Genomic DNA, 21,814 nt, shown 5'->3' on the forward strand with positions numbered 1-21,814 from the left:
GTTGCTGCGAACGCTTAGTTGCTGGCTGCGCCCGTGGTCAGGCCACGCTTCTCCAGCAGCGGCTCGATCTGCGGCTCATGGCCGGCGAAGTTGCGGAACAGCTCCATCGCATCAACGCTGCCGCCCTTGGACAGCAGGGTTTCACGGAAGCGGTCGCCGTTGGCACGGGTCAGGCCACCGTTTTCGCGGAACCACTTCTGGGTGTTGGCGTCCAGCACTTCCGACCAGATGTAGGCGTAGTAGCCGGCCGAATAGCCGCCCATGATGTGGCTGAAGTAGGTGGTGCGGTAACGCGGCGGAACCGGCGCGTAGTAGATGCCGTCCTTCTCCAGTGCAGCGCGTTCGAACTTGATCACGTCCGCCGGAGCCGGCACGTCCTTGACGCCGATCTGGTGCCAGTTCTGGTCCAGCATCGCGGCGCCCAGGTACTCGGTGGTGGCGAAGCCCTGGTTGAACTTGGCTGCGGCGATCACCTTGTCCAGCAACGCCTGCGGCATGGCGGCGCCGCTTTGGTAATGCTTGGCGTAGTTGGCCAGGATGGTCGGCTCGTCGGACCACATCTCGTTGACCTGCGAGGGGAACTCGACGAAGTCACGCGGCACGGCGGTGCCGGCGAAGTACGGGTACTTCACGTCCGAGAACATGCCGTGCAGGGCGTGGCCGAACTCGTGGAAGGTGGTGGTCACTTCGTCCCAGGTCAGCAGGGTCGGCTTGCCGGCCGGCGGCTTCGGGATGTTGAGGTGGTTGGCCACCACCGGCAGGTCACCGGTCAGGCCCGACTGCGAAACGTAGGCGTTCATCCATGCACCGCCACGCTTGGACTCACGTGCGTAGGGGTCGAAGATGAAGATCGCCAGCTGGCTGCCGTCTTCGTTAAACACGTCGTAGACGGTGACGTCGGCGTGGTAGACCGGCAGATCGGTGCGCTGCTTGAAGCTCAGGCCGAACTCCTTGCCAGCGGCGAAGAACACGCCGTCTTCCAGCACCTTCGTCATCTCGAAGTACGGCTTGAGCTGCGATTCGTCGAAGTTGTACTTGGCCTGGCGGACCTTCTCGCTGTAGAAGGCCCAATCCCACGGCTGCAGTTCGAAGGTCGGCTTGCCGGCAGCCTTCTGCTCGGCATCGATCATTGCCTGCAGGTCGCTGGCTTCGCGCTTGGCGTTGGCCACGGCGGCCGGCGCCAGCTGGCCCAGCATCGCGTTGACGGCTTCCGGGGTCTTGGCGGTCTGGTTGCCCAGCGAATAGGCGGCGAAGTTCGGGAAGCCCATCAGCGCGGCCTTCTCGGCGCGCAGGGTCATGATGCGCGAGACCAGCGCGGTGTTGTCGTACTCACCGCCGCGGCTGCCACGCGAAACCGAGGTTTCGTAGATCTTCTGGCGCAGCTCGCGGTTGGTCAGGTTGGTCAGCGACGGCTGGCCGGTGGTGTTGAGCAGGGCGATGACGTACTTGCCGTCCAGCTTGCGGGCCTTGGCGGCTTCGGCGGCGGCAGCGATCTGTTCGGCCGACAGGCCGTCCAGCTGCTTCACGTCATCAACCACGATGAACGAGCCGTTGACCTCGGCCAGCACGTTCTGGCTGAACTTGGTGCCTAGGTTGGCCAGCTCGGCGTTCATTGCCTTGAGCTTGGCCTTGTCGGCGTCGCCCAGCTTGGCGCCGGAGCGCACGAAGTTGTCGTGGTACTTCTCGACCAGACGCAGGCCTTCGGCATCCAGGCCCAGCGTGGCGCGGTCGTTGTAGAGCTTCTCGATGCGCTGGAACAGCTTGCCGTTGAGGTTGATGGCGTCGCTGTGCGCGGCGAACTTGGCCGAGTAGTCAGCCTGCAGCTTCTTGCGCGTGTCGTTGGTGTCCGCGCCGATCAGCGAGAAGAACACGGTGGTGGCACGGTCGAGGACGGCGCCGCTGTTCTCAAGCGCGATCAGGGTGTTCTCAAAGGTCGGAGCCGCCGGGTTGTTGGCGATTGCTTCCACTTCCTTCAGCTGCTGTGCCATGCCTGCGTCGAAGGCCGGTGCGAAGTCGGCATCCTTGATCCTGTCGAACTGCGGGTAGTGCAGCGGCAGCGGGCTTTCGGCGAAGAACGGATTGGCCTGTTCGGCCGACTGGGTGGCAGCGGCGTTTGCGGTCACGCTGTAGGCCGGCAGGGCAAGGCCCAGGGTCGCGGCGAGGGCAAGGGCGAGGCGGGTGTTCAAGGCGGAAGCTCCGTGAAAATACTGATCGCGAAGGTTAACCCGCGCGGGCCGGCATCCGGGTGTGTCGAACGGCATGGTTGCAACGGAAAACACCGTACCCGACTGAGCGATGGCGTACGCTTGTGGCTCTGCCCGGGAGCTGGCCATGACCACTGCATTCGACTTCAAGACCACCGCGCTGGATGGCCGGCCGCTGGATCTGGCGGCCTACGCAGGCAAGGCACTGCTGGTGGTCAACACCGCCTCCAAATGCGGTTTCACCCCGCAGTACGAAGGACTGGAGCGGCTCTGGCGCGAGTTGGGTCCGCAGGGGCTGGTGGTGATCGGCTTCCCGTGCGACCAGTTCGGCCACCAGGAACCGGGTGAAGCGGCCGACATCCAGTCGTTCTGCGCGCTCAACTACGGGGTGAGTTTCCCGATGTCGGCCAAGGTCGAAGTCAATGGTGCCAATGCGCATCCGTTGTGGCAGTGGCTCAAACAACAGAAGCGCGGCGCATTGGGCATTGGCGCGATCAAGTGGAATTTCAGCAAGTTCCTGGTCGGCCGCGACGGGCAGGTGATCGACCGCTATGCACCCACCGCCAAGCCGGAATCGCTGGAAGGCGACATCCGGGCGGCGTTGGGCTGAATCCGGTTTCTCGCGCCGGGCCATGCAGGCGCCGGCGCGCGACGGACGTTGTCGATCAGGCCGGCGCCGCGCAGGCAGCCACTTCGTCGAGCAGATCCTGATGCTGGACCAGCACCTTGGTCGGGTCGCCGTCCTGCATCATCGCCCGCTGCAATGCGCGACGGGTGGCAGCGGTGACCAGCGACTGCAGGTCGCGACCGGACTTGCCGTGCGTGGCGGCAGCCAGATCCTCCAGTACGTCATTGACGGCGAAGCCCAGCGGCTTGCCGGCCAGCTGCAGGCGCAGGATCGCCGCGCGTGCCGTGGCATCGGGCAGGCCGATCTGGATCTTGCGCTCAAGGCGTGAGAGCAGGGCACTGTCGATGCTGTCGACATGGTTGCTGGCGGCGAGCAGGAACACCTGGCCCTTCCGGGTCGTCACACCGTCCAGCTCCTGCAGCAGCTGGGCGACGATCTCGGCGTTGAGCTTGTCCGAGCCGCTGCTGCCGCGTGGCGGGGCGATGGTGTCGATCTCATCCAGGAACAGAATGCACGGCGCCTGCGCGCGCGCCGTTTCGAACAACTGCTTGACCCTTGCACCGCCGTCGCCGATGAACTGGCCTTTGACGTCGCTCGACGAGGCCGAAATGAACGACAGCCCGGATTGGCTCGCCAGCACACGGGCGATCTGGGTTTTGCCGGTGCCGGGTGGGCCGTACAGCAGGATGCCGCGCGGAACCGGAATATTCATCCGGGCCAGCTCTTCGGCGTGCAGCAGTTCCTTGCCCAGGCTCTCGAACTCGTTGCGGGTGGACGTGGGCAGGATCACATCGTCCCAGCCCAGCACTTCCACCGAGGTCGAACTCTTGCCGCGCAGGCGCGCGATGGCAGTGCTGAAATTCTCGTGCGAAGGACGCCCGGCCGGGTGCGTGGCGACCACGCTGGTCACCAGCGTGGACAGGTCGCGACCGGACATGCCGGATGTCTCGCGGACGAGTGCTTCGGTCACCGGCAGTGCCAGTTGCGCCTTGCCGAACTCGGCCTGCAGGATGCGCTCACGTGCGGCGGCATCCGGTGCCGGCAGTTCGATGGACACGGTGAAGCGCGACAGCACGGCGTCATCGATCAACTCGCGGCGGTTGGTCGCACCGATCACCAGTACATTGCCGCCGCCCTGGTTGAAACCATCCCACTCGGCGATGAAGGTCTGCACCAGCTCGTTGCCGAAGTTGTCGGTATCGCGGCTGCCGCGGCGGGCGAAGGCGCTTTCACATTCATCCACGAACAGGATGGTGGGGCTGCTGCTGCGTGCGCTGTCCCAGATCTTCTTGACCTTGGGACCGGTTTGGCCGATGTGCTCGCCCTTCAGATCGGCGATGGTCAGTGCCACGAAATTGCAGTTCACATGCTGCGCCAGCTTGCGCGCGATCAGGGTCTTGCCGGTGCCGGGCGGCCCCCACAGCAACATGCCCTTGGGCAGAGGCGGGGTGCCGGCGGCAAACCGGTCCACCAGTTTGATCACCTGCTCCAGAGTTTCCTCGGGAATGGCCACGTCCTGCCAATTTGCTTCCAGCTTGTCCAGCGAGGCGAGCCGGCCCAGCAGCGATTTCTGCACAAGCAACTCGCGTTCGTACGGCGCGCTGAGCTGCTGCAGATCAATGATGGGCTGGGCGAACGGTGCCAGCAGCGGCGCCAGTTCGACCGCCAGTGGGCTCCACACGGCGGTGTGATTGTCCACGTTGGCGCTCAGCCGCAGATAACCAGCGGGCTGGCCGTTCAACGGCAGGCGGATGAAAAGATCAGGGTCTTTGTCTGCGGCCAGGTCCAGGCTCAGGCCGACCATCACCGAGTTTGAGTTGTCATGCTTTTCGGAGAGCTGCCAGCTCAGGCCGAGCTTCTCCACCGAGGGCGCCGGAGCGCGTACCACAGGATAGGGATGCGTGCGGCCGTCCTCATGCTTCTTGCCGAACGCGTTCAACTGCAGCTGGCGTTTGCCCAGTTCGTCGATCGACGCCAGCGCGCCAGCGGCGTTGCGCTTGGACAGCAGACGACGGCCCAGCCACACCAGGCCTGCGTAGAGCATCAGCCCCGGCGGGACCAGCACGCTCAGCGAGAACAGCAGGCTGACCGGGAACGGAAGGCTGTAGGAGTACTGGCGGTACAGGTCACGCAGCGGGCTGTAGAACAGCAGGCTGGCGATCAGCACCAACCAGAAAATGGTGCGGAAGCCACCCTTGCCCAATGTCGCGCCCAGACTCAGGGCCGGGCCCCAGGTGCCCTTGCGACCGTTGTCCATCGCATCGCGGCGGGCCTGCGCCAGCCCCTGCTCGAACGCGGGGCGCATGGTCTGCGCGGCCTGGCAGGCGGCAGGGTAGGCCGCGCCGAGTGCCTGCTTGGCGATCTCGGCCCGCTGTTGGCATGTCGCAAGTTCCTGAAGCAGCACCGTGCGCTGTTTGTCGATGAAGCTGCTGCGTGGACTGCTGGAACTCATGAATCCTATCCCCTGTACTGAAAACGGCCGGATCATCATGACCCGGCCGGTAAGCTAAACGATCAACGCAATGCTTCAAAGCAGCACGCTGTAGGTGAATCCCTTACAGGGCGCTTATTTCTCGACGAAGGCGCGCTCGAACACATAGTGGCCGGGCGTGCCGATCCGCGAGGAAACCTCGAAGCCACGCGCATCCAGCACGCTGCGCAGGTCGGCCAGCATCTGCGGGCTGCCGCAGATCATGAAGCGGTCGTTGGCCGGGTCCAGCGGCGGCAGGCCGAGGCTCTGCTGCATGAGGCCGGTTTCCATCAAGGTGGTCAGGCGGCCCTGGTTGGGGAACGGTTCGCGGGTGACAGCCGGGTAGTACAGCAACTTGTCACGAACGATATCGCCGAGGATCTCATCCTCCGGCAATTCCTTCTCGAAGTAGTCGCGGTAGGCAAGGTCCTTCTCGAAGCGCACACCGTGGCAGACGATGACCTTATCGAAGCGCTCGTAGGTTTCCGGATCCTTGACGATGCTCAGCCACGGCGCCAGGCCGGTGCCGGTGCCCAGCAGGTACAGATGCTTGCCGGGGTGCAGGTCGCTGATCAGCAGGGTGCCGGTGGGCTTCTTGCCGACCAGCACCTTGTCGCCGGGCTTGAGGTGCTGCAGGCGCGAGGTGAGCGGGCCTTCCTGCACCTTGATGCTGAAGAAATGCAGCTGCTCTTCCCAGTTGGCGCTGGCGATGGAATAGGCGCGCATCAGCGGCCGGCTGCCTTCTTCGTTTTCAAGGCCGATCATCACGAACTGGCCATTGTCGAAGCGGAAGCCGCTGTCGCGGGTAGTGGAGAAGCTGAAGTAGGCGTCCGTCCAGTGACGGACTTCAAGCACCGTTTCGGCGCCAAAAGCGGAAGACATGCCGTAGGTCGTTATATGGATGACCGTTGCATTCTATCCGATCCTGATCAAATAGGAATGAATCTCATTTGAAGAGTATCAGGCAGGGAGAGCCGCGCTCGGCTTGCACTGCGTCAAGAAGCCCATGCCTGGCCCTGCGTGGCATGACAGAGCGGGAGAGAATCCGAGCAGTGGGCGCTGCCCAGATGCGGGGAGTGGATCCCGGTCAAGGTCGATCGACGTTACCGACTGACCCCTGCGGGGGCCTTCGCAGCCGGACAGACGCGGTGTCTGGCCGGGAGCACGGGCGGCTGCAACTGCATCAGCGATAGCCGGCCGCCTGCAGTTCGAACAACTCCGCGTAGCGGCCGCCCTCGATCATCAGTTCCTCGTGGGTGCCGCTGGCCTCGATGCGGCCGTCGGCCAGCACCAGGATGCGGTCGGCCATGCGCACCGACGAGAAGCGGTGCGAGATCAGTACCGCGGTGCGGTTGTCCGACAACTCCTTGAAACGCTGGAACACCTCGAACTCGGCGCGCGCATCCAGTGCGGCGGTGGGTTCGTCCAGGATCATCACCTGCGCATCGCGCATGTAGGCGCGGGCGATGGCGATCTTCTGCCATTGGCCGCCGGACAGATCCACACCGGTCTTGAAGCGGCGGCCGATCAGCTGGTCGTAACTGCCCGGCAGTGCATCGATGACCTCATCGGCCAATGCGCGGCGGGCGGCATTCCGGATGCGTGTCGCGTCCTGCATGGACTCGACCAGGCCCACGCCGATGTTTTCGCCGGCCGTCAGGTGGTAACGCACGAAGTCCTGGAAGATGACGCCGAGGTTGGCACGCAGGTCGTCCAGGTCGTAGTCACGCAGGTCGCGACCATCGAGCAGGATGCGACCTTCGTCCGGGTCATAAAGCCGTGCCAGCAACTTGACCAAGGTGGTCTTGCCGGCGCCGTTTTCGCCGACCAGTGCAATCACCTCACCGGCCTGCAGCTGGAAATCGAGATGGCGCACCGCCCAGCGCTCGGCATCGGGATAGCGGAAGCCGACGTTCTCGAACACGAAGCCCTCGCGAATGGGGCGCGGTATCGCGACCGCGTTCTCGCGCGAGTGAATTTCCGGCTTGATCGCGAAGAATGAAAACAGGTCGTCCAGGTACAGCGCCTGGCTGGCCACCTGCGAAAAGCCGGTCAGCAGGCCTTCCAGCAATTGGCGCAGGCGCATGAAGCTGCCTGACAGGAACGTCAGGTCGCCGATGCTGAAATCACCGCGGATGGTGCGCCAGGCGATGTAGGCGTAGGCAGCGTAGTAGCCAAGCGTGCCCAGCGCGGCGAGCAGCGTGCCCCACACGGCGCGCTTGCGCGCCAGCGCGCGGTTGGCGCGGTAGAAACGCTCGGACAGCAGCTTGTAGCGGTCAATCAGGAAGCGGTGGAGGTTGAATATCTTCACCTCCTTGGCGGTCTCCACGCTGGCGCCGACCTGGCGCAGGTAATCCAGCTGGCGGCGTTCGGGCGTCCAGCTGAAGTTGAGCGAGTACCCCAGCGTGTTGAAGTGCGATTCGCCGACGAATGCAGGGATCAGTGCCACCGCCAGCAGCAGCATCAACCAGGGCGCGTACATCACCAGACCAGCGGCGAAACTGATCACGGTGATGACATCCTGCGCCTGCCCGAACAACTGGCTCATCAGGCTCATGCGGCCCATGGTCTGGCGCCGCGCGCGGTCGAGCTTGTCCTGCAGCTCCGGGTCCTCGAAGTCTTCCAGATCCAGCTCGGCGGCGTGCTCCATCAGGCGCACGCTGGTGGCGTTGGTGAACAACTCCGACAGCAGGGAATCGGCGTAGTTGACCATGCGCCCAAGCAGGTCCGAGCCGATGGCGATGCTCAGTTCCAGCAGCAACAGTTCGAGCAGGGTGTTGAGGTGCCCGCTGGACAGTGCTTCGCCCAGCGGCGGCATGCCACCGGCGCCGGCCAGATGCACGGCCTCATCGATGATCAACTTGCCCACGTACAGCATCGCCACCGGCATCACGGCGCGGATCAGGCGCAGGCCCAGGCTGGTCATCGTCAATACGCGGCTGGTCTGCCACACCTGCCGCAGGAAAGGCGGCAGGTTGCGCATGGCATTCATGCGTTCGCGCAGGCTGGGTTGCGGCTTGGCGGGTACAGCGGAGGGGTGCGGCATGGGCGGCTCAAACAGCGGGGGTGCGTGTTCAGGGTACCTGCAAAGCGTGGTGCATCAATGGCTGATGCGCGCGGCCTCAGCCGTCCTTGTCGAGATCGATATCGCCCATCTGCGCATCATCGCGACCATCAGGATTGTCGCGCACGGCTTCACCGCGTGAACCGAACGAACTGTTTCCCGAATCGACATGCAGATGGCTGCGCACGTTGCGCACGCCCTCGATACCGGCGATGAGTGTTTCGACAGCACGTTTGGCGGCCGCGTCGGGCACGTCGCCGGACAGCGTGACCTCGCCATCCTTCACCTGCACCAGTACCTGCGAGGACTGGCTGTGCTGGCCCAGCGTATGCACGACTTCGTCGGCGATCAGTGTGTCAGGGCGTTCTGTGGCCATTGCGATCTCCAGTGGGAGTGGGACCTGCACGATGGCGCAGACGCCGTGAGTGTGACGTCACCCGGGGCCGATGCCGAAGGGGGAGGCTGACGTGGCCGCCGCAAGGAGAGGTCGATCACCTTCGGGGAGCGCCCAGCAAACACGGGCGAAGAACTGCCTGGGGTATTACCAGTCTTGCGGCGCAAGCGGCAGCTACGAGCGGGGGCCCTCCGGCGGCGATGGGTCGGAGGACTGAAGGGCTACCGGCAGATGCCAGCCAAAGTGCATCGCCATCATCCGCAGGCCAAAACACAGGCCGGCGCCGGCCAGGGCGCAGGGCAGGGGCGGCAGGCCCAGCCAGTAGCCGATGGCCACGATCGATGCGCCGGCCAAAGCGGCCACGGCGTACAGCTCGGCCTGCAGCACCAGCGGTACCTGCGCCAGCAGCACGTCACGGGCGATGCCACCGCCGATGCCGGTCAACATGCCCAGGGCCGCCGCCATCGGCGGGTCGATGCCGTAGGACAACGCCTTCTGCGTCCCGGCCACCGCAAACAGCGCCAGTCCCATCGCATCGAACATGCGCACCGGGTACTGCATGCGCTCGATCAGCGGTGCCCAGAAGAAGGTGACAACACCGGCGGCCAGGGTGATGGCCGGATAGCGCCAGTCGCTGATCGCCGCTACCGGGGTGGCGCCGATCAGCAGGTCGCGGGTGATGCCGCCGGCCAGCGCGGCGGCGAAGGACAGCACCAGCACGCCGAAGATATCCAGCCGGCGGCGCACGCCCATCGTCGCCCCGGACAGGGCGAAGACAAAGGTGCCGATGAGGTCGAGGATCAGGACGAGCGTGTTCATGCGGTCTATTGTGCTGCCTGTCCATGCCCGCGGCCATCGGTCCGGTCTGGCGTGGATATCGCCGGGCCGGACCGGTCTGTTTACGGCAGGGGCGGCAGCAGGCCTGCGCCGAGGCGGTTCCAGGCATTGATGACCGCCACGCCCATGCTCAGGTCACTGATGCCCTTTTCGTCGAAGTGCGGTGCCAGTGCCGCGAAGGCGGCATCGGAGGGGGCGCCGTCCGGCAGTCGGGTCAGCGCTTCGGCCCAGCCCAGCGCGGCGCGCTCGCGGGCATCGAAAAAGCGGCTTTCATGCCAGGCTGGCAGCGTATCGAGCTTGCGTGGTTCGATGCCGGCCTTGCGCAGCGCGGTGCCGTGCATGTCCATGCAGTAGCCGCAGCCGTTGATCTGCGACACGCGCAGGAACACCAATTCCATCAGGTCATGCTCGAGCGAGCTGTCATGTACGGCCTTGCTGGTGGCCAACAGGCCCTTGAAGGCGTCGGCAGCCAGGCGGGTATAAGCGACGCGGGGGGAAGCAGCGGACATCGGGGATCTCCTGACGGCCGGAATGGCCGCCTTTCATCTACAGGGACGCACCAGCGTCGGCGGTCGTGACAAGCAGCGGCAACTTGTTTGGATTGAGCACGCTGTACAGCGCGACGATGCGATCACCATCTACTTCGACGGTGGTGAACGAGGCCAGCTTGCCCTGTGCGAAGCGCAGGATCGCAAGTTCACCGTTGACGTAACCCAGTCGCGCCGGCAACGCCGCGCCACGGCGCGCGATGGCCCAGTACAGGCGGCCGATACGCTCTGCGCCCCGCAGCGGTCGCACCGTGGCAGTGACCACGCCACCACCATCGGAAACGAGGGTGGCATTGGCGTGGAGCAGGGCCTGGATGGCCTCGCTGTCGCCGCGCTGCGCCGCTTCCATGAAGCGCGCCAGTAGTCGGCGGTGCTGGTCCGGAGCGGCCTGGAAGCGTGGACGCCCCGCCTGCAACCGCTGTTTCGCCCGGTGCACCAACTGCCGGCAGTTGGCCTCGCTATGCCCGATCAGTTCACCAATCTGCTGATAGCTGTGGTCGAAGGCTTCCTTGAGCAGGAACGCGGCGCGTTCTTCCGGCCCCAGCTGTTCGAGCAGGGCCAGGAAGGCGACGGAGACGTCATCGGCCAGCGCGAATACCTGTGCCGGGTCGCTGCTGGTGTCCGGTTCCAGGTGGATTTCAAGCGGTTCGGGCAGCCAGGGGCCGACGTACTGCAGGCGTTCCCGCTTGAGTGCACGCAGCCGGTCCAGGCCCAGCCGGGTGGTTGCGGTGACCAACCAGGCTTCGGCGTCGCGGATGGCACTGATATCGGCATTGGCCCAGCGCAGCCAGGCATCCTGGACGACATCTTCGGCGTCGGTACGGCTGCCCAGCAGGCGGTAGGCCAGGGCCTGCAGGCGGGGGCGGTGGGTCTGGAAAGTGATTTCGGCGTTCATGAGGCAAGGACGCAGCAAGCCGGGCCGGCGTGACAGTGTAAAAGCCCCACCCGCACAAGCGCTTTCAGACACGAGGCTCGCGGTGCCCCGGATCGCCATCGTTTCGCGGCCGAGGCCGCTCCTGCCAAGGCCGGGCAGGGCCAGGAAGCACGGCCCGCCGGCAAGGCGTAAAATGGCCGGCTGAACCCCCGCCAGCCTTCAGCAAGCGAGCAAGCCGTGACATCGATCAAGCAGGAAGATTTCATCCAGTCCGTCGCCGACGCATTGCAGTACATCTCGTACTACCACCCGGTCGACTACATCAAGAACCTCGCTGCCGCCTATGAGCGCGAGGAGTCGCCGGCCGCCAAGGAGGCGATTGCGCAGATCCTGATCAATTCGCGAATGTGCGCCGAAGGTCACCGCCCGATCTGCCAGGACACCGGCATCGTCACCGTGTTCCTGGAAATCGGCATGAACGTGCGCTGGGATGACGCCACGATGGGCGTCGAGGACATGGCCAACGAAGGCATCCGCCGCGCCTATGCCTACCCGGACAACAAGCTGCGCGCCTCGGTGCTGGCCGACCCGGCCGGCAAGCGCACCAACACCAAGGACAACACCCCCGGTGTGGTCAACGTCAAGGTCGTGCCGGGTGACACGGTCGACGTGATCGTGGCTGCCAAGGGTGGCGGCTCGGAAGCCAAGAGCAAGTTCGCCATGCTCAATCCGTCCGATTCGATCGTGGACTGGGTGCTCAAGACCGTGCCGACCATGGGCGCCGGCTGGTGCCCGCCGGGCATGCTTGGCATCGGTATCGGTGGTACTGCCGAGAAGGCGATGCTGCTGGCCAAGGAATCGCTGATGGAGCCGATCGACATCGCCGATCTGCAGGCCCGCGGCGCTTCCAACCGTGCCGAAGAGCTGCGTCTTGAGCTGTACGAAAAGGTCAACGCACTGGGTATCGGTGCGCAGGGCCTGGGCGGCCTGACCACGGTGCTCGACATCAAGGTCAAGGACTTCCCGACCCACGCCGCCAACCTGCCGGTGGCGATGATCCCGAACTGTGCGGCTACCCGCCATGCGCACTTCACCCTGGATGGCAGCGGCCCGGTGATGCTGGACCCGCCGTCGCTGGAAGACTGGCCGAAGCTGACCTACGACGCCTCCAAGGGCACCCGCGTCGATCTGGACACCATCACCCCGGAAGAAGTGGCCGCTTGGAAGCCGGGCCAGACCCTGCTGCTCAACGGCAAGCTGCTGACCGGCCGCGACGCCGCGCACAAGCGCATGGTCGAGATGCTCAACAAGGGCGAGGAACTGCCGGTCGACCTGAAGGGTCGCTTCATCTACTACGTGGGCCCGGTCGATCCGGTGCGCGACGAAGTGGTGGGTCCGGCTGGCCCGACCACCGCCACGCGCATGGACAAGTTCACCCGCCAGATCCTGGAGCAGACCGGCCTGCTGGGCATGGTCGGCAAGGCAGAGCGTGGCCCCGCCGCGATCGAGGCCATCCGTGACAACAAGTCGGCCTACCTGATGGCGGTCGGCGGCTCGGCCTACCTGGTGTCCAAGGCGATCAAGGCCTCCAAGGTCGTCGGCTTCGCCGATCTGGGCATGGAAGCCATCTACGAGTTCACCGTGCAGGACATGCCGGTGACCGTGGCGGTGGACTCCACCGGCGAGTCGGTACACAAGACCGGCCCGCGTGAGTGGCAGGCCCGCATCGGCAAGATTCCGGTGGTGGTCGAGTAATCCGCGCCCTTCACTGGTGATGCCACGACGGCCCGGGCTATGCTCGGGCCGTCGTCGTTTTCGGGCAGGTTGACTGCCGGTATGACATGGCCAGGGAGGATGCATGTCACGAGATCATGTTTGGCGCCATCGTTGGATGTGGGCAGTAGTAGTGGTCTCTGCCGTATTGGTCACTGGCTGCAGATCCTATGAGGTGGTCATGCCGGAGACGGCCGCAGGGCGGATCTGTGCGGATCAATGCTCGAGCCGCAAGACGATGTGCATCCGCGATGCCGAAATAGTCGCCCGAAACGAGGCATCCTCATGTGAGAGCAGGGCTGAAAGGGTCGAACACAAGTGTGAGCGGATTTATGTGCAGGACAAGGACGTCGAGCGGTGCGAAGTGGTCAACGGTGGGGGCTCGTTCTGTCCGGGCGTGGTTGCCAGTACCGGGCCATGCGAGGCGTCTTGGCGTAGTTGTGTGGTTGAGTGCGGCGGTCGGGTGATCGAGCGCTGACTGCGGTCACCGCCATCAGGAAGGAAAAAGTCATGCGAGCTTCCATCGTGCTGTCGGGGCTTCTGGCAGCTTTGCTGCTGGGGTGCGCTAGCTACCGGGAGGTGGCGCCGCGGAACGACCCTGCGGTCTGTGTGAACTACTGCCAGGCCCGCTACCAGGATTGCAACGCCAACCCCCGCAGCTTCGGTGATTGTGCTGAGGCGAGCCGGAACAATCAGTGCGACAAGATCACCAATCCGGAACTGCGCGGCGCCTGCCAGACGTCTCAGGCCTTCTGCCAGAATCGTTCGGCCGCAGCGGTGTGTGGCGAGCGGCTCAACAGCTGCATGGCCAGCTGCAACTGAGTCGCCGATAGTGCCGAGCCATGCTCCGGGACGCGCGTAAGGAACCCGCATCTTGGCGATGAAGGCGGCGGCAACGGCAGGAGCGCTCCAGGCGCGAAGCCGGTGAAATGGGGCGCGTTCGAGCTTCGCGGCCGAGGTCACCTACGGAAGTAGAATGCGGGCCTGTCCAACTCTGGAGGTCGCCCATGTCCGTCGTGCTGTATGGATCGCAAAGCACCGCTTCACTGGTCGTGCACTGGCTGCTCATCGAACTGGGCATCGAGCACAAACTGCATCAGCTGGATTTCGACCAGCATGAGCAGAAGTCGGCCGAATACCTCGCCCTCAATCCCGCTGGCCGTGTACCGACATTGATCATCGACGGCCAGGTGTTGACCGAATCGGCTGCCATCGCGATGCATCTGGCGGATCTGCATCCGCAGGCAGGTTTCGCGCCGGCACCGGGCAGCCATGAACGCGGTGACTACTACCGTTGGATCTGTTTCTGCGTGTACACCCTGATGCCGGCCTATCGTGCGTGGTTCTATCCGGACGAACCGGCGGGCGAGGCGAACGTCGCCGAGGTCAAGGAGCGTGCGCGTGTGCAACTGGAAACGGCCTGGCAGCAGATGGCTGACCATCTTGCTGCCGCTGGTCCTTACGCACTGGGTAAGAACATATCGGTGGTGGATTTCCTGCTGACCATGCTGATGCGCTGGAGCCGCAACATGCCGCGGCCGAGTGACCGCTGGCCGGCATTGGCTGCACATGCGGCGCTGATGAAGGCGCGCCCGGCGTTTGCCGAAGTCTATCGACGCGAAGGCATCACTGACTGGACGTGAGTTGCTGCACTTTCAACGGCTCTCTCCCTTTTTGGGGGAGAGGGGTTTGGGAAAACGGATGCATCAAGCCAGCAGAAGCAGGGCGCCCTCATCCGCTCTGTGGGTACCTTCTTCCGCCGGGGGATAGGGGAGCAATGCAGGTCATCGCAACCGGGTCCGCCAACCCAGCCCTCAATCCACGTAATCCTCGAACTTGCGCCCACCCTGGAACGGCATCAGATGCTGCTTGACGATCCCGTTCGGCACCGTCTCCAGCTTCATCACGCCGTATTCCTGCGGCCACTGTGCTTGATCACGCGGCAGCTTGAAGGTGCCCATCAGCATGTCCACCAGCGGCAGGTGGATGGCGTAGTTCACATCCACGTATTCCTGCTGCCGTGCGTGGTGCCAGTGGTGGTAACGCGGCAGCACCAGCAGGTATTCCAGCCAGCCGAAACGGATGCCGAGGTTGGCATGTGCCAGCACCGCCTGCAGTCCGACCAGGATCACATAGGCGTTCACCGCCGGGGTTGAGAACCCAAGGATCAACAGTGGTAGCAGCACTGCGCTGCGTGTCATCACGATCTCGACCAGGTGGATGCGCGAACCGGCCAGCCAATCCATGTGGCGGCTGGAGTGGTGCACGGCGTGGAAGCGCCAGAGCCACGGAATGTTGTGATATGCGCGGTGCAGCAGCGCCTGCGCCATGTCGGCGACGAACACCGCGATCAGGAACTGCGCCCACACCGGCAATGACTGGATCGCCATCTTCAGCGATGGGAATGCGGCCAATCCGGCAATGGTCGAAGTCGAGGCCGTCACCAGGATCAGGATGAACTGCACCAGCACGTGGCTCATGAAGAAGTAGGCCACGTCGGTGCGCCAGCCGGGGCGCAGCGGCGACAGCATGCGTTTGCCCAGGTAGCGCTCCAGTGGCACGAACACCAGCGCCGAGAAGAACAGCGACAGCACGAACCAGTCCAACCCCAGCGAGTAGGGTGTCTGTCCTACGCTGTCGAACTGCACATTGGTGCCGCCCAGAAGCACCGCCAGCGTCGCGCTGGCGACGCCAATGGTGGCGATGCGCTTGTTGCGGTCTCGCAGGATCGCCGTCGTGCCCATGATGAACGCCGCTGCCAGGCCAACCAGCAGCAGGTGGCGGGCGAAGTGCTCGTTGTAGACCGCCCGGAACTCGCGGCTGGTGAGCAGTTCCGGGAAGTGGAAGCACGCCACGGCCATCAGGCTCAACAGCCCCAGCAGTGCCGAGCCATAGGCGAAGAACGAACGGTGTTGTCGGAGCATGCGCGGACTTCCTGTCTGTGACCCGGGGATTCTGCCTGTCGGAACGGCCCTCCGAAAGCCCCGGAGCACGGTGGCGAATGCTCGCGCCGGTGCACTTCACGCTGGCTGTGCAGTCATCGGCGTAGGCTGCCGCGGGCAAAGGCAACGGGGGTGGGTCCTGGCCACGCCCGACGCTCCCCTCGATCGTTTCGGAGTGTGCAGATGGCTGTCCTCAGTGTCGCTGCAAGTAAAAATGACCATGTCCAGGGAAGCCTGGATGCCCCCGTGGTGCTGGTGGAGTACGCCGACTACCAGTGCCCGCATTGCGGCGAGGTGTTCTCGCTGGTGCAGCGTTTACAACAGCGCTTCGGTGATGCGTTGTGCGTGGTGTTCCGCAATTTTCCGCTGGTGCAGTCGCACCCGCAGGCATTGCCGGCGGCCATCGTGGCTGAGCATGCCGCCGCGCACGGCCAGTTCTGGCCGGCGCACGATGCGCTGTTCCGCAGCCAGCAGCAGCTGGGCGAGGTGGTCTACCGCGAACTGATGCGCGAACTGGGCCTGTCGGCAGACGCGATGATGGCGGCGATGGAGACGCCGGCCTATATGCAGCGCATCCAGAACGATATTGAAGGCGGGGTGCGCAGCGGGGTCAAAGGTACACCGACCTTCTTCGTCAATGGCGAGATATTCACGCCGCAGAGCAGTTTCGAGGAGCTCTACGAGCGGATCAACGCGGTGGTCACCCATGCCGTCTGAAACGCACCGGACGCGTCGATGACGTGCCCGGTGGTGGAGCTGTCTGACGTCAATCCAGCAGCGAATGCACGGTTTCCGGTGGGCGGCACAGTGCCGTGCCTTTGGCGGTACGCACGATGGGACGATTGATCAACGTCGGGTGCGCAGCCATGGCCTCGATCAGCGCCGCCTCATTGTCGAGCTTCATGGCCAGCCCCAGCTCGGCATACGCGGCTTCCTTGGTGCGCAGCAGGTCGCGCGCGGGTAGGCGCATTTCCCCCAACAACGTCCGCAACTCCGCGGACGAAGGCGGGGTGTCGAGGTAGTTGATGATCTCGATGTCAGCGCCCGCCTCCTGCAGCAGGGTCAGGGCGCCGCGTGAGTTGGAGCAGCGGTTGTTGTGCCAGATCGTTGCTTTCATGCGCTCAGAACCACTCCAACAGGGACACACCGACGCCGATGTAAGTGGCGCGGTGGTTGTAGTCGATCATGCTTTCACCGTAACCATCGAACACCTGCACATGGCCGCGCAGCAGGTTGTTGATCGGGAAGCCGTAGTCCAGCTGCACCGAACCATGTGCGCGGTCACCACTGCGCAGCGAGTGGCGGCCGGTCAGTGCCAGCTCGTGCCCGTTGCGGTTGTAGACCAGGGTGGCGTCACCACGGCCGATGTAGTCCTCGATGTCCGGGTTGTTGTCCTCGCTGCGGCTTTCCGGGATCCGGTACCAGGGGCGCAGCATGATCGCCCAGTTCTCACGGTCCAGGCCGACATTGAGGATCACCCGGTTCCAGCTGCGTGACAGCGGATCGCTGCGACCATTGGACTGGTGGTTGAGGCTGATGCCGGTCATGCGTCCATTCCACCCGAACAGCGAGTAGCCGTTGCGGAAGGTCAGCATCACCTCGGGCTCGTAATTGGTCTCGCGGAAGGGCCGCGAAAGTTCGCTGTTGTAGGCCTGCCAGCGCGAGCTCTGGGTGTAGCCCACCCAGATGTCGCCGTTGTCGCCGAACAGGTTCTCGGTGACCTTGGTCTTGAAGCTGAGCTGGAACTTCAGCTCGGTACCGTCCAGTTCCTCCGGCGCGGTGACGGAGTTGTTGGGGTTGGGCGAGTGCGGCATCACGTTGGGCTTGCTGCTCCAGAATGCAGGCAGCAGGTAAACCGGCTTGTAGGCACGCAGTTGGAACAGGCCCAGCTTGGAGTCCTTGGCCAGCTCCCAGCGGCTGTCCAGCAGCGAGCCACGGCCGGCATTGGCGGCCAGCGAATCCAGTTCGTCATGGGCGAACAATTCGTTGCGGCGGGGATTCTGTTCGTCCAGTGCCTTGGCGCTGGCCTTGGCTTCCTTGCGTGCCATGAGCGCGGCACTGGCGGCGGCATCGGCGGCACGGGTGTCGGCGGGGCTGCGACCCAATGCCTTGTCGTAGCAGGCCAGGCGGGCAGCATCGAAATCCAGGGCGAAGCAGGCCTCCGGCGAGGCGGGCTCAGGAGCGGCTTCCTGGGCCAAGAGGGGGGTGCTGGCGCCACCCAGGGCAATCAGCAAGGCGTAGTGCAGGGGCGTATTTCGCATGGTGTGCATCCGGTCGCTACGAGGGGCCGGGTTGCCCCGGGACACGCGGGTGTCCCGGGGCAACGAATTGGCTTTGAGGGGATTGTCGATGATTGTCCCGTGGAGGGGGAGTCGTGATGCTGCCAGGTCACATGAACCAGGCAGCCGCGAACAGGCCGATCATCGCCATGGCCAGGCCCAGTTTGAGCGCCACGCCCAACACGATGCCCAGCCAGGTGCCCAGGCCGACCTTGGTTGCCTGGCCGAGCTGGCGCCCGTGTACATACTCGCCGATCAGGGCGCCGGCAAACGGGCCGACAAACAGGCCGATGGGCATGAAAAACAGCCCGGCCACCGTACCGATGGCTGCACCAAGCAGGGCCATCCGGCTGGCACCCACCTTCTGCGCGCCGATCACCGTGGACAGCACATCGACCACCACCGAGATCAGGGTCAGCACCCCCAGCACCACCAAGGGCAGCCAGCCGACCCGTTCGAAGCCCTCGGTCCAGGCGGCCACCAGCAGGCCAATGAACACCAGCGGGACGCCCGGCAGGGCGGGCAGGATGATGCCGGCCAAGCCGACGATGACCAGCAGGGCGGCAATCAGATAGAAGATGAATGAATAGTCCATGTCAACTCTGAGGAAGGACGAATAGGGGTTGACTTTAGTGCTTCAGCAGGATTGCAATTTGATTTGCCCCGGGTTAAGTTGCAGCCGCTGAGCTTGGCAAGGTCACCGTGAATCGTGGCCTGATGGGTAGATCGAATGATTTGCTGCATCGTTGCACCTCGCTTCCTCCTTGCAATCAGCCGCCTTAAGGGGCGTTCCATCAAACGAGAGAGAGCACCAGGGAGTTAGTGAGATGTCCGATCGCGAAACCGGTACCGTCAAGTGGTTCAATGATGCCAAGGGCTTCGGCTTCATCAGCCGTGAAAGTGGCGAGGATGTGTTCGTGCACTTCCGCGCCATCCAGTCCGATGGCTTCAAGAGCCTGAAGGAAGGCCAGCAGGTCACCTTCACCGTCGTCCAGGGCCAGAAGGGCCTGCAGGCCGACGCCGTGCAGCCGGTCTGAGACCTGCCGCACATAGAACGAAGAAAGGCCCGCGCAAGCGGGCCTTTCTTTTTGCCGGAAGGCAGCGCCGACAACTCAGCGCAGCACGACGCGGCCGTTGACCACGCGGACGTAGGTGTTCTCGCGGATGCCACCCAGATCCTTCTGGTTGACCATGATCACGCGGCCGTCGTCCATGCGCACCTGGATGTCGTAAGAGTTGCCGGTGACGTTCTGCTGGATCTTGTTGCCGGCCAGTGCGCCACCGACAGCGCCTGCCACGGCAGCGATGTTCTGGTTGCCCTTGCTGCCGCCGGTGTGGTCGGAGATTTCATGGCCGGCGACGGCGCCCACCAGCCCGCCAAGGATGGCGCCGGTAGCAGTCGGTGCGGTGCGGCCGGAGGCGACGGTGTTGATGCGGGTAACGATGCCGCAGTCGTTGCATCGGTTCTGGTTGTAGCCGTTGTCGTAACCGCCGCCGCTGTTGCCGCCGTAATTGCCGCCGTTGCTGTAACCCGGGGAGGTGGCGCAACCGGCCAGGGCCAGGCTGGCAATTGCGCCTACGGCGATCAGTCGAATCTTCATGGTGTTTGTCCTTGCCAGATGAGGATGACGGTATGAGGGCATATCCGTCGCGAAGATCGTGTCGTTTTCCATGTGAATGGAGGGCCAACCACATGTTCAGAACCTGTACTTACTTGAAATCCTGGTGACAGGCCTTGCAGTCGTTGCCGATCTTCTGCGCCACCACCGCCAGCGTTGCGCAGTCCGCCGGCGGCTTGGCCAGGGCATCGTTCAACGTGGCACGGAAGCGGCTGGCGTGCAGCTGGAAGCGCTGGTCATCGCGCAGGCTGGGGAACGCCGTCTCCAGGTCATTGGACAGCGCGCGCAGAGTCTGCAGGCGCGGCGTGGTGTCGTTGATGGTGCAGCGATTCTGCTTCTGGCTGTCGCTGAGCAACTGCGCCTGCTTGGACATCACTGTCATCAGGCTGCTCGGGAAGTGGTCCTGGCGGGCCTGCAGGGCGCGCATGCCCATCACCGTGGTCACTGCGCCGATCAACAACCCGGCGATGAGCACGAACAAATAACGGGAGGCTTTGGACGGCGGGCGGACGGGGTCGGTCATTGCGTTGGCTCCAGAGGCTACGTTGCAGTGAGGGGGTGATGTTCGCTCATTATGCCGCCAAGGCTAAAATGCGCCGATGAAAGAACAACTGCGTGAGCGATTTGCCGGCGTCGACCGGCTGTACGGAGCGGGCACCATTGAACATCTGGCCACCTGCAGGGTGGCGGTGGTCGGCATGGGTGGTGTGGGTTCGTGGGTGGTGGAGGCGCTGGTGCGTTCGGCCGTGGGCCACCTCACGTTGATTGACGCCGACGATATCTGTGTGTCCAACAGCAACCGCCAGTTGCCGGCGATGGCCGGCCAGTACGGGCGCAACAAGGCGTTGGCGATGGCCGAGCGCTGCCGGGCGATCAATCCGGATGTGGACGTGGATGCGGTGGAGTCCTTTCTCACCAGCTCCAACATGGAGCAGTTGCTGGACCGTGGTTTCGACCTGGTGATCGACGCCTGTGACGCTTTCCGGGTGAAGGTGGAGACCATCGCCTGGTGTCGCCGTCGCAAATTGCCGCTGATCACCGTGGGCGCGGCCGGTGGTCGTACCGACCCGACCCTGGTGCGGGTGCGTGACGTGTCACGCACCGAACATGACGCGATGATGGCGCTGATCCGCAAGAAGCTGCGCAGCGAATTCAACTTCCCCAAGAACGCGCAACGCTATTTCGGCGTGCCGGCAGTGTATTCGCTGGAGAACGTGAAGTACCCGCAGGCCGATGGCAGCGTCTGCGGCGTGCGGCCGAACCTGGGGCCTGATGAAGCGATGAAGCTCGACTGTGGCGCAGGCCTTGGGGCGGCAACGCACATCACCGGTGCGTTTGCTTTCGTCGCGGTAGGCAAGGCGCTGGAAATGCTGCTCAAGAAGCGCGAAGCCAAGCCAGCGCAAGGCGCTGCTACAGCGGTTTGAGCCCAAACAGGCGCTGGGCATTGGCGCTGGTCTGCGTCGCGATTTCTTCGGCTGTCTGCCCGCGAAGTTCGGCCACGGTTTCAAGGATGACGCTCAGCCGTGCGGGCTCGTTGCGCTGGCCACGGATGCCGGCATCGGGTTGATCCGGGGCATCGGTTTCCAGCAGCAGGTATTCCAGCGGCATCTGTGCCACCAGGGTGCGCAGGCGATTGGCGCGCGGGTAGGTCAGTGGCCCTCCCAGGCCGATCATGAAGCCCAGGTTCCACAGCTGTCGGGCCTGCTCGGGGCTGCCCGAGAAACTGTGTACCACCCCGCGCAGCGCCCCGGTCCGGCGGATGCGCTGGATCACCTCGTCCACCGCACGCCGGGCATGCACCACCAGCGGTAGCTGGTAGCTGTGCGCCAGTTCCAGTTGGCCCTGGAAGAAGAAGCGTTGGCGTTCGGGGTCCAGGTCCTCGACGAAGAAGTCCAAGCCGCACTCGCCGATGGCAGACGGTGATTCGCGTTCGATCCATTCCCGCAGCAACGGCAGATGTTCAGGCCGGTGCTCGGCAAGAAACATCGGATGCAGGCCATATGCGGGATGCAGGCCCGGCCGGGAGGCGCATACCTGCTGCAGCTTGGGCCAGCTGGCGGCGGTTACCGCCGGGATGACCTGCTGGCGTACCCCGGCCGCTTGGGCGCGGGCCAGCACGGCCTCACGGTCGCTGTCGAATGCGTCGGCATCCAGATGGCAATGGCTGTCTACCAGCTGCACG

Annotated in this window: 22 protein-coding genes; 7 read left to right on the plus strand and 15 right to left on the minus strand. The window is 64.3% G+C overall.

Going from position 1 to position 21,814, the window contains the following annotated elements; translation table 11 throughout:
• Positions 1-14 precede the first annotated feature (14 nt).
• The gene (locus ABB26_RS02000) at positions 15-2,186 is read right to left on the minus strand and encodes a M3 family metallopeptidase (protein WP_057631899.1); all 2,172 of its coding nucleotides are present in this window, start codon (positions 2,184-2,186) and stop codon (positions 15-17) included.
• Positions 2,187-2,331: 145 nt separating this feature from the next.
• On the opposite strand from ABB26_RS02000, the gene ABB26_RS02005 reads away from it, so the two are divergent.
• The gene (locus ABB26_RS02005; RefSeq protein ID WP_057631900.1) at positions 2,332-2,814 is read left to right on the plus strand and encodes a glutathione peroxidase; all 483 of its coding nucleotides are present in this window, start codon (positions 2,332-2,334) and stop codon (positions 2,812-2,814) included.
• Between the two features lie 55 nt (positions 2,815-2,869).
• On the opposite strand, the gene ABB26_RS02010 is transcribed toward ABB26_RS02005, so the two are convergent.
• The 7 genes from ABB26_RS02010 to ABB26_RS02040 form a co-directional block, all read right to left on the minus strand.
• The gene (locus tag ABB26_RS02010) at positions 2,870-5,284 is read right to left on the minus strand and encodes an AAA family ATPase (RefSeq protein WP_057631901.1); all 2,415 of its coding nucleotides are present in this window, start codon (positions 5,282-5,284) and stop codon (positions 2,870-2,872) included.
• A 114-nt stretch (positions 5,285-5,398) separates the two neighbouring features.
• Positions 5,399-6,184 carry a ferredoxin--NADP reductase gene (locus ABB26_RS02015; protein WP_057631902.1) on the minus strand — a complete coding sequence of 262 codons (786 nt, stop codon included), beginning with the start codon at positions 6,182-6,184 and terminating at the stop codon, positions 5,399-5,401.
• Positions 6,185-6,485: 301 nt separating this feature from the next.
• Positions 6,486-8,348: an ABC transporter ATP-binding protein gene (locus ABB26_RS02020; RefSeq protein WP_057631903.1), complete on the minus strand. Its 1,863-nt coding sequence runs from the start codon at positions 8,346-8,348 to the stop codon at positions 6,486-6,488.
• 76 nt (positions 8,349-8,424) lie between these two features.
• Positions 8,425-8,742: a BON domain-containing protein gene (locus ABB26_RS02025; protein WP_057631904.1), complete on the minus strand. Its 318-nt coding sequence runs from the start codon at positions 8,740-8,742 to the stop codon at positions 8,425-8,427.
• A 192-nt stretch (positions 8,743-8,934) separates the two neighbouring features.
• A complete protein-coding gene (locus ABB26_RS02030; protein WP_057631905.1) occupies positions 8,935-9,579 on the minus strand; it encodes a trimeric intracellular cation channel family protein in 645 nt (214 codons plus the stop codon).
• A gap of 80 nt (positions 9,580-9,659) precedes the next feature.
• Positions 9,660-10,106: a carboxymuconolactone decarboxylase family protein gene (locus tag ABB26_RS02035; RefSeq protein ID WP_057631906.1), complete on the minus strand. Its 447-nt coding sequence runs from the start codon at positions 10,104-10,106 to the stop codon at positions 9,660-9,662.
• Between the two features lie 37 nt (positions 10,107-10,143).
• On the minus strand, positions 10,144-11,040 hold the full coding sequence (locus ABB26_RS02040; RefSeq protein WP_057631907.1) for an RNA polymerase sigma-70 factor: 897 nt from the start codon (positions 11,038-11,040) through the stop codon (positions 10,144-10,146).
• Positions 11,041-11,256: 216 nt separating this feature from the next.
• On the opposite strand from ABB26_RS02040, the gene ABB26_RS02045 reads away from it, so the two are divergent.
• The 3 genes from ABB26_RS02045 to ABB26_RS02055 all read left to right on the plus strand — a co-directional run bounded on the left by ABB26_RS02045 (position 11,257) and on the right by ABB26_RS02055 (position 14,435).
• Entirely contained in the window at positions 11,257-12,774 is a 1,518-nt protein-coding gene (locus ABB26_RS02045) for a fumarate hydratase (RefSeq protein ID WP_057631908.1), read from the plus strand.
• A 528-nt stretch (positions 12,775-13,302) separates the two neighbouring features.
• The gene (locus ABB26_RS02050; RefSeq protein WP_057631909.1) at positions 13,303-13,614 is read left to right on the plus strand and encodes a hypothetical protein; all 312 of its coding nucleotides are present in this window, start codon (positions 13,303-13,305) and stop codon (positions 13,612-13,614) included.
• 185 nt (positions 13,615-13,799) lie between these two features.
• Positions 13,800-14,435, plus strand: a complete 636-nt coding sequence (locus tag ABB26_RS02055; protein ID WP_057631910.1) for a glutathione S-transferase family protein — start codon at positions 13,800-13,802, stop codon at positions 14,433-14,435.
• A 171-nt stretch (positions 14,436-14,606) separates the two neighbouring features.
• On the opposite strand, the gene ABB26_RS02060 is transcribed toward ABB26_RS02055, so the two are convergent.
• Positions 14,607-15,716, minus strand: a complete 1,110-nt coding sequence (locus ABB26_RS02060) for a sterol desaturase family protein (RefSeq protein WP_057631911.1) — start codon at positions 15,714-15,716, stop codon at positions 14,607-14,609.
• A 201-nt stretch (positions 15,717-15,917) separates the two neighbouring features.
• Between ABB26_RS02060 and ABB26_RS02065 the strand changes: the two genes are divergently transcribed.
• Positions 15,918-16,451: a DsbA family protein gene (locus tag ABB26_RS02065; RefSeq protein ID WP_083490633.1), complete on the plus strand. Its 534-nt coding sequence runs from the start codon at positions 15,918-15,920 to the stop codon at positions 16,449-16,451.
• A gap of 49 nt (positions 16,452-16,500) precedes the next feature.
• On the opposite strand, the gene arsC is transcribed toward ABB26_RS02065, so the two are convergent.
• The 3 genes from arsC to ABB26_RS02080 all read right to left on the minus strand — a co-directional run bounded on the left by arsC (position 16,501) and on the right by ABB26_RS02080 (position 18,608).
• Positions 16,501-16,851 carry an arsenate reductase (glutaredoxin) gene (gene arsC / locus ABB26_RS02070; RefSeq protein ID WP_057631913.1) on the minus strand — a complete coding sequence of 117 codons (351 nt, stop codon included), beginning with the start codon at positions 16,849-16,851 and terminating at the stop codon, positions 16,501-16,503.
• Between the two features lie 4 nt (positions 16,852-16,855).
• A complete protein-coding gene (locus ABB26_RS02075; protein WP_057631914.1) occupies positions 16,856-17,995 on the minus strand; it encodes a phospholipase A in 1,140 nt (379 codons plus the stop codon).
• 127 nt (positions 17,996-18,122) lie between these two features.
• Positions 18,123-18,608, minus strand: a complete 486-nt coding sequence (locus ABB26_RS02080; RefSeq protein ID WP_057631915.1) for a DUF456 domain-containing protein — start codon at positions 18,606-18,608, stop codon at positions 18,123-18,125.
• 232 nt (positions 18,609-18,840) lie between these two features.
• On the opposite strand from ABB26_RS02080, the gene ABB26_RS02085 reads away from it, so the two are divergent.
• Positions 18,841-19,050, plus strand: coding sequence for a cold-shock protein (locus ABB26_RS02085; RefSeq protein WP_057631916.1), 210 nt, complete (start codon positions 18,841-18,843; stop codon positions 19,048-19,050).
• Positions 19,051-19,125: 75 nt separating this feature from the next.
• On the opposite strand, the gene ABB26_RS02090 is transcribed toward ABB26_RS02085, so the two are convergent.
• Positions 19,126-19,614, minus strand: a complete 489-nt coding sequence (locus ABB26_RS02090; protein WP_057631917.1) for a glycine zipper 2TM domain-containing protein — start codon at positions 19,612-19,614, stop codon at positions 19,126-19,128.
• Between the two features lie 109 nt (positions 19,615-19,723).
• The gene (locus tag ABB26_RS02095) at positions 19,724-20,155 is read right to left on the minus strand and encodes a hypothetical protein (RefSeq protein WP_057631918.1); all 432 of its coding nucleotides are present in this window, start codon (positions 20,153-20,155) and stop codon (positions 19,724-19,726) included.
• A gap of 76 nt (positions 20,156-20,231) precedes the next feature.
• Here ABB26_RS02095 and ABB26_RS02100 point away from each other — a divergent pair, with 76 nt between their 5' ends.
• Complete coding sequence (locus ABB26_RS02100) at positions 20,232-21,056, plus strand: tRNA threonylcarbamoyladenosine dehydratase (protein WP_057631919.1); 825 nt, start codon at positions 20,232-20,234, stop codon at positions 21,054-21,056.
• Here the strand turns inward: ABB26_RS02100 and ABB26_RS02105 are convergent.
• The gene (locus ABB26_RS02105) at positions 21,043-21,813 is read right to left on the minus strand and encodes a TatD family hydrolase (RefSeq protein WP_057631920.1); all 771 of its coding nucleotides are present in this window, start codon (positions 21,811-21,813) and stop codon (positions 21,043-21,045) included. The genes ABB26_RS02100 and ABB26_RS02105 overlap by 14 nt on opposite strands.
• Position 21,814: the final 1 nt, after the last annotated feature.

The organism is Stenotrophomonas humi, from assembly GCF_001431415.1.
GTDB classification, from domain to species: Bacteria; Pseudomonadota; Gammaproteobacteria; order Xanthomonadales; family Xanthomonadaceae; genus Stenotrophomonas; species Stenotrophomonas humi.

Bases quoted from the DNA above. Each gene is read 5' to 3' on its own strand.
- ABB26_RS02020 (WP_057631903.1), bottom strand. From the start codon at position 8,348: ATGCCGCACCCCTCCGCTGTACCCGCCAAGCCGCAACCCAGCCTGCGC.
- arsC (WP_057631913.1), bottom strand. From the start codon at position 16,851: ATGAAAGCAACGATCTGGCACAACAACCGCTGCTCCAACTCACGCGGC.
- ABB26_RS02050 (WP_057631909.1), top strand. From the start codon at position 13,303: ATGCGAGCTTCCATCGTGCTGTCGGGGCTTCTGGCAGCTTTGCTGCTG.
- ABB26_RS02025 (WP_057631904.1), bottom strand. From the start codon at position 8,742: ATGGCCACAGAACGCCCTGACACACTGATCGCCGACGAAGTCGTGCAT.
- ABB26_RS02030 (WP_057631905.1), bottom strand. From the start codon at position 9,579: ATGAACACGCTCGTCCTGATCCTCGACCTCATCGGCACCTTTGTCTTC.
- ABB26_RS02065 (WP_083490633.1), top strand. From the start codon at position 15,918: ATGGCTGTCCTCAGTGTCGCTGCAAGTAAAAATGACCATGTCCAGGGA.
- ABB26_RS02085 (WP_057631916.1), top strand. From the start codon at position 18,841: ATGTCCGATCGCGAAACCGGTACCGTCAAGTGGTTCAATGATGCCAAG.
- ABB26_RS02060 (WP_057631911.1), bottom strand. From the start codon at position 15,716: ATGCTCCGACAACACCGTTCGTTCTTCGCCTATGGCTCGGCACTGCTG.
- ABB26_RS02055 (WP_057631910.1), top strand. From the start codon at position 13,800: ATGTCCGTCGTGCTGTATGGATCGCAAAGCACCGCTTCACTGGTCGTG.
- ABB26_RS02035 (WP_057631906.1), bottom strand. From the start codon at position 10,106: ATGTCCGCTGCTTCCCCCCGCGTCGCTTATACCCGCCTGGCTGCCGAC.
- ABB26_RS02015 (WP_057631902.1), bottom strand. From the start codon at position 6,184: ATGTCTTCCGCTTTTGGCGCCGAAACGGTGCTTGAAGTCCGTCACTGG.
- ABB26_RS02100 (WP_057631919.1), top strand. From the start codon at position 20,232: ATGAAAGAACAACTGCGTGAGCGATTTGCCGGCGTCGACCGGCTGTAC.
- ABB26_RS02005 (WP_057631900.1), top strand. From the start codon at position 2,332: ATGACCACTGCATTCGACTTCAAGACCACCGCGCTGGATGGCCGGCCG.
- ABB26_RS02095 (WP_057631918.1), bottom strand. From the start codon at position 20,155: ATGACCGACCCCGTCCGCCCGCCGTCCAAAGCCTCCCGTTATTTGTTC.
- ABB26_RS02010 (WP_057631901.1), bottom strand. From the start codon at position 5,284: ATGAGTTCCAGCAGTCCACGCAGCAGCTTCATCGACAAACAGCGCACG.
- ABB26_RS02040 (WP_057631907.1), bottom strand. From the start codon at position 11,040: ATGAACGCCGAAATCACTTTCCAGACCCACCGCCCCCGCCTGCAGGCC.
- ABB26_RS02090 (WP_057631917.1), bottom strand. From the start codon at position 19,614: ATGAAGATTCGACTGATCGCCGTAGGCGCAATTGCCAGCCTGGCCCTG.
- ABB26_RS02075 (WP_057631914.1), bottom strand. From the start codon at position 17,995: ATGCGAAATACGCCCCTGCACTACGCCTTGCTGATTGCCCTGGGTGGC.
- ABB26_RS02080 (WP_057631915.1), bottom strand. From the start codon at position 18,608: ATGGACTATTCATTCATCTTCTATCTGATTGCCGCCCTGCTGGTCATC.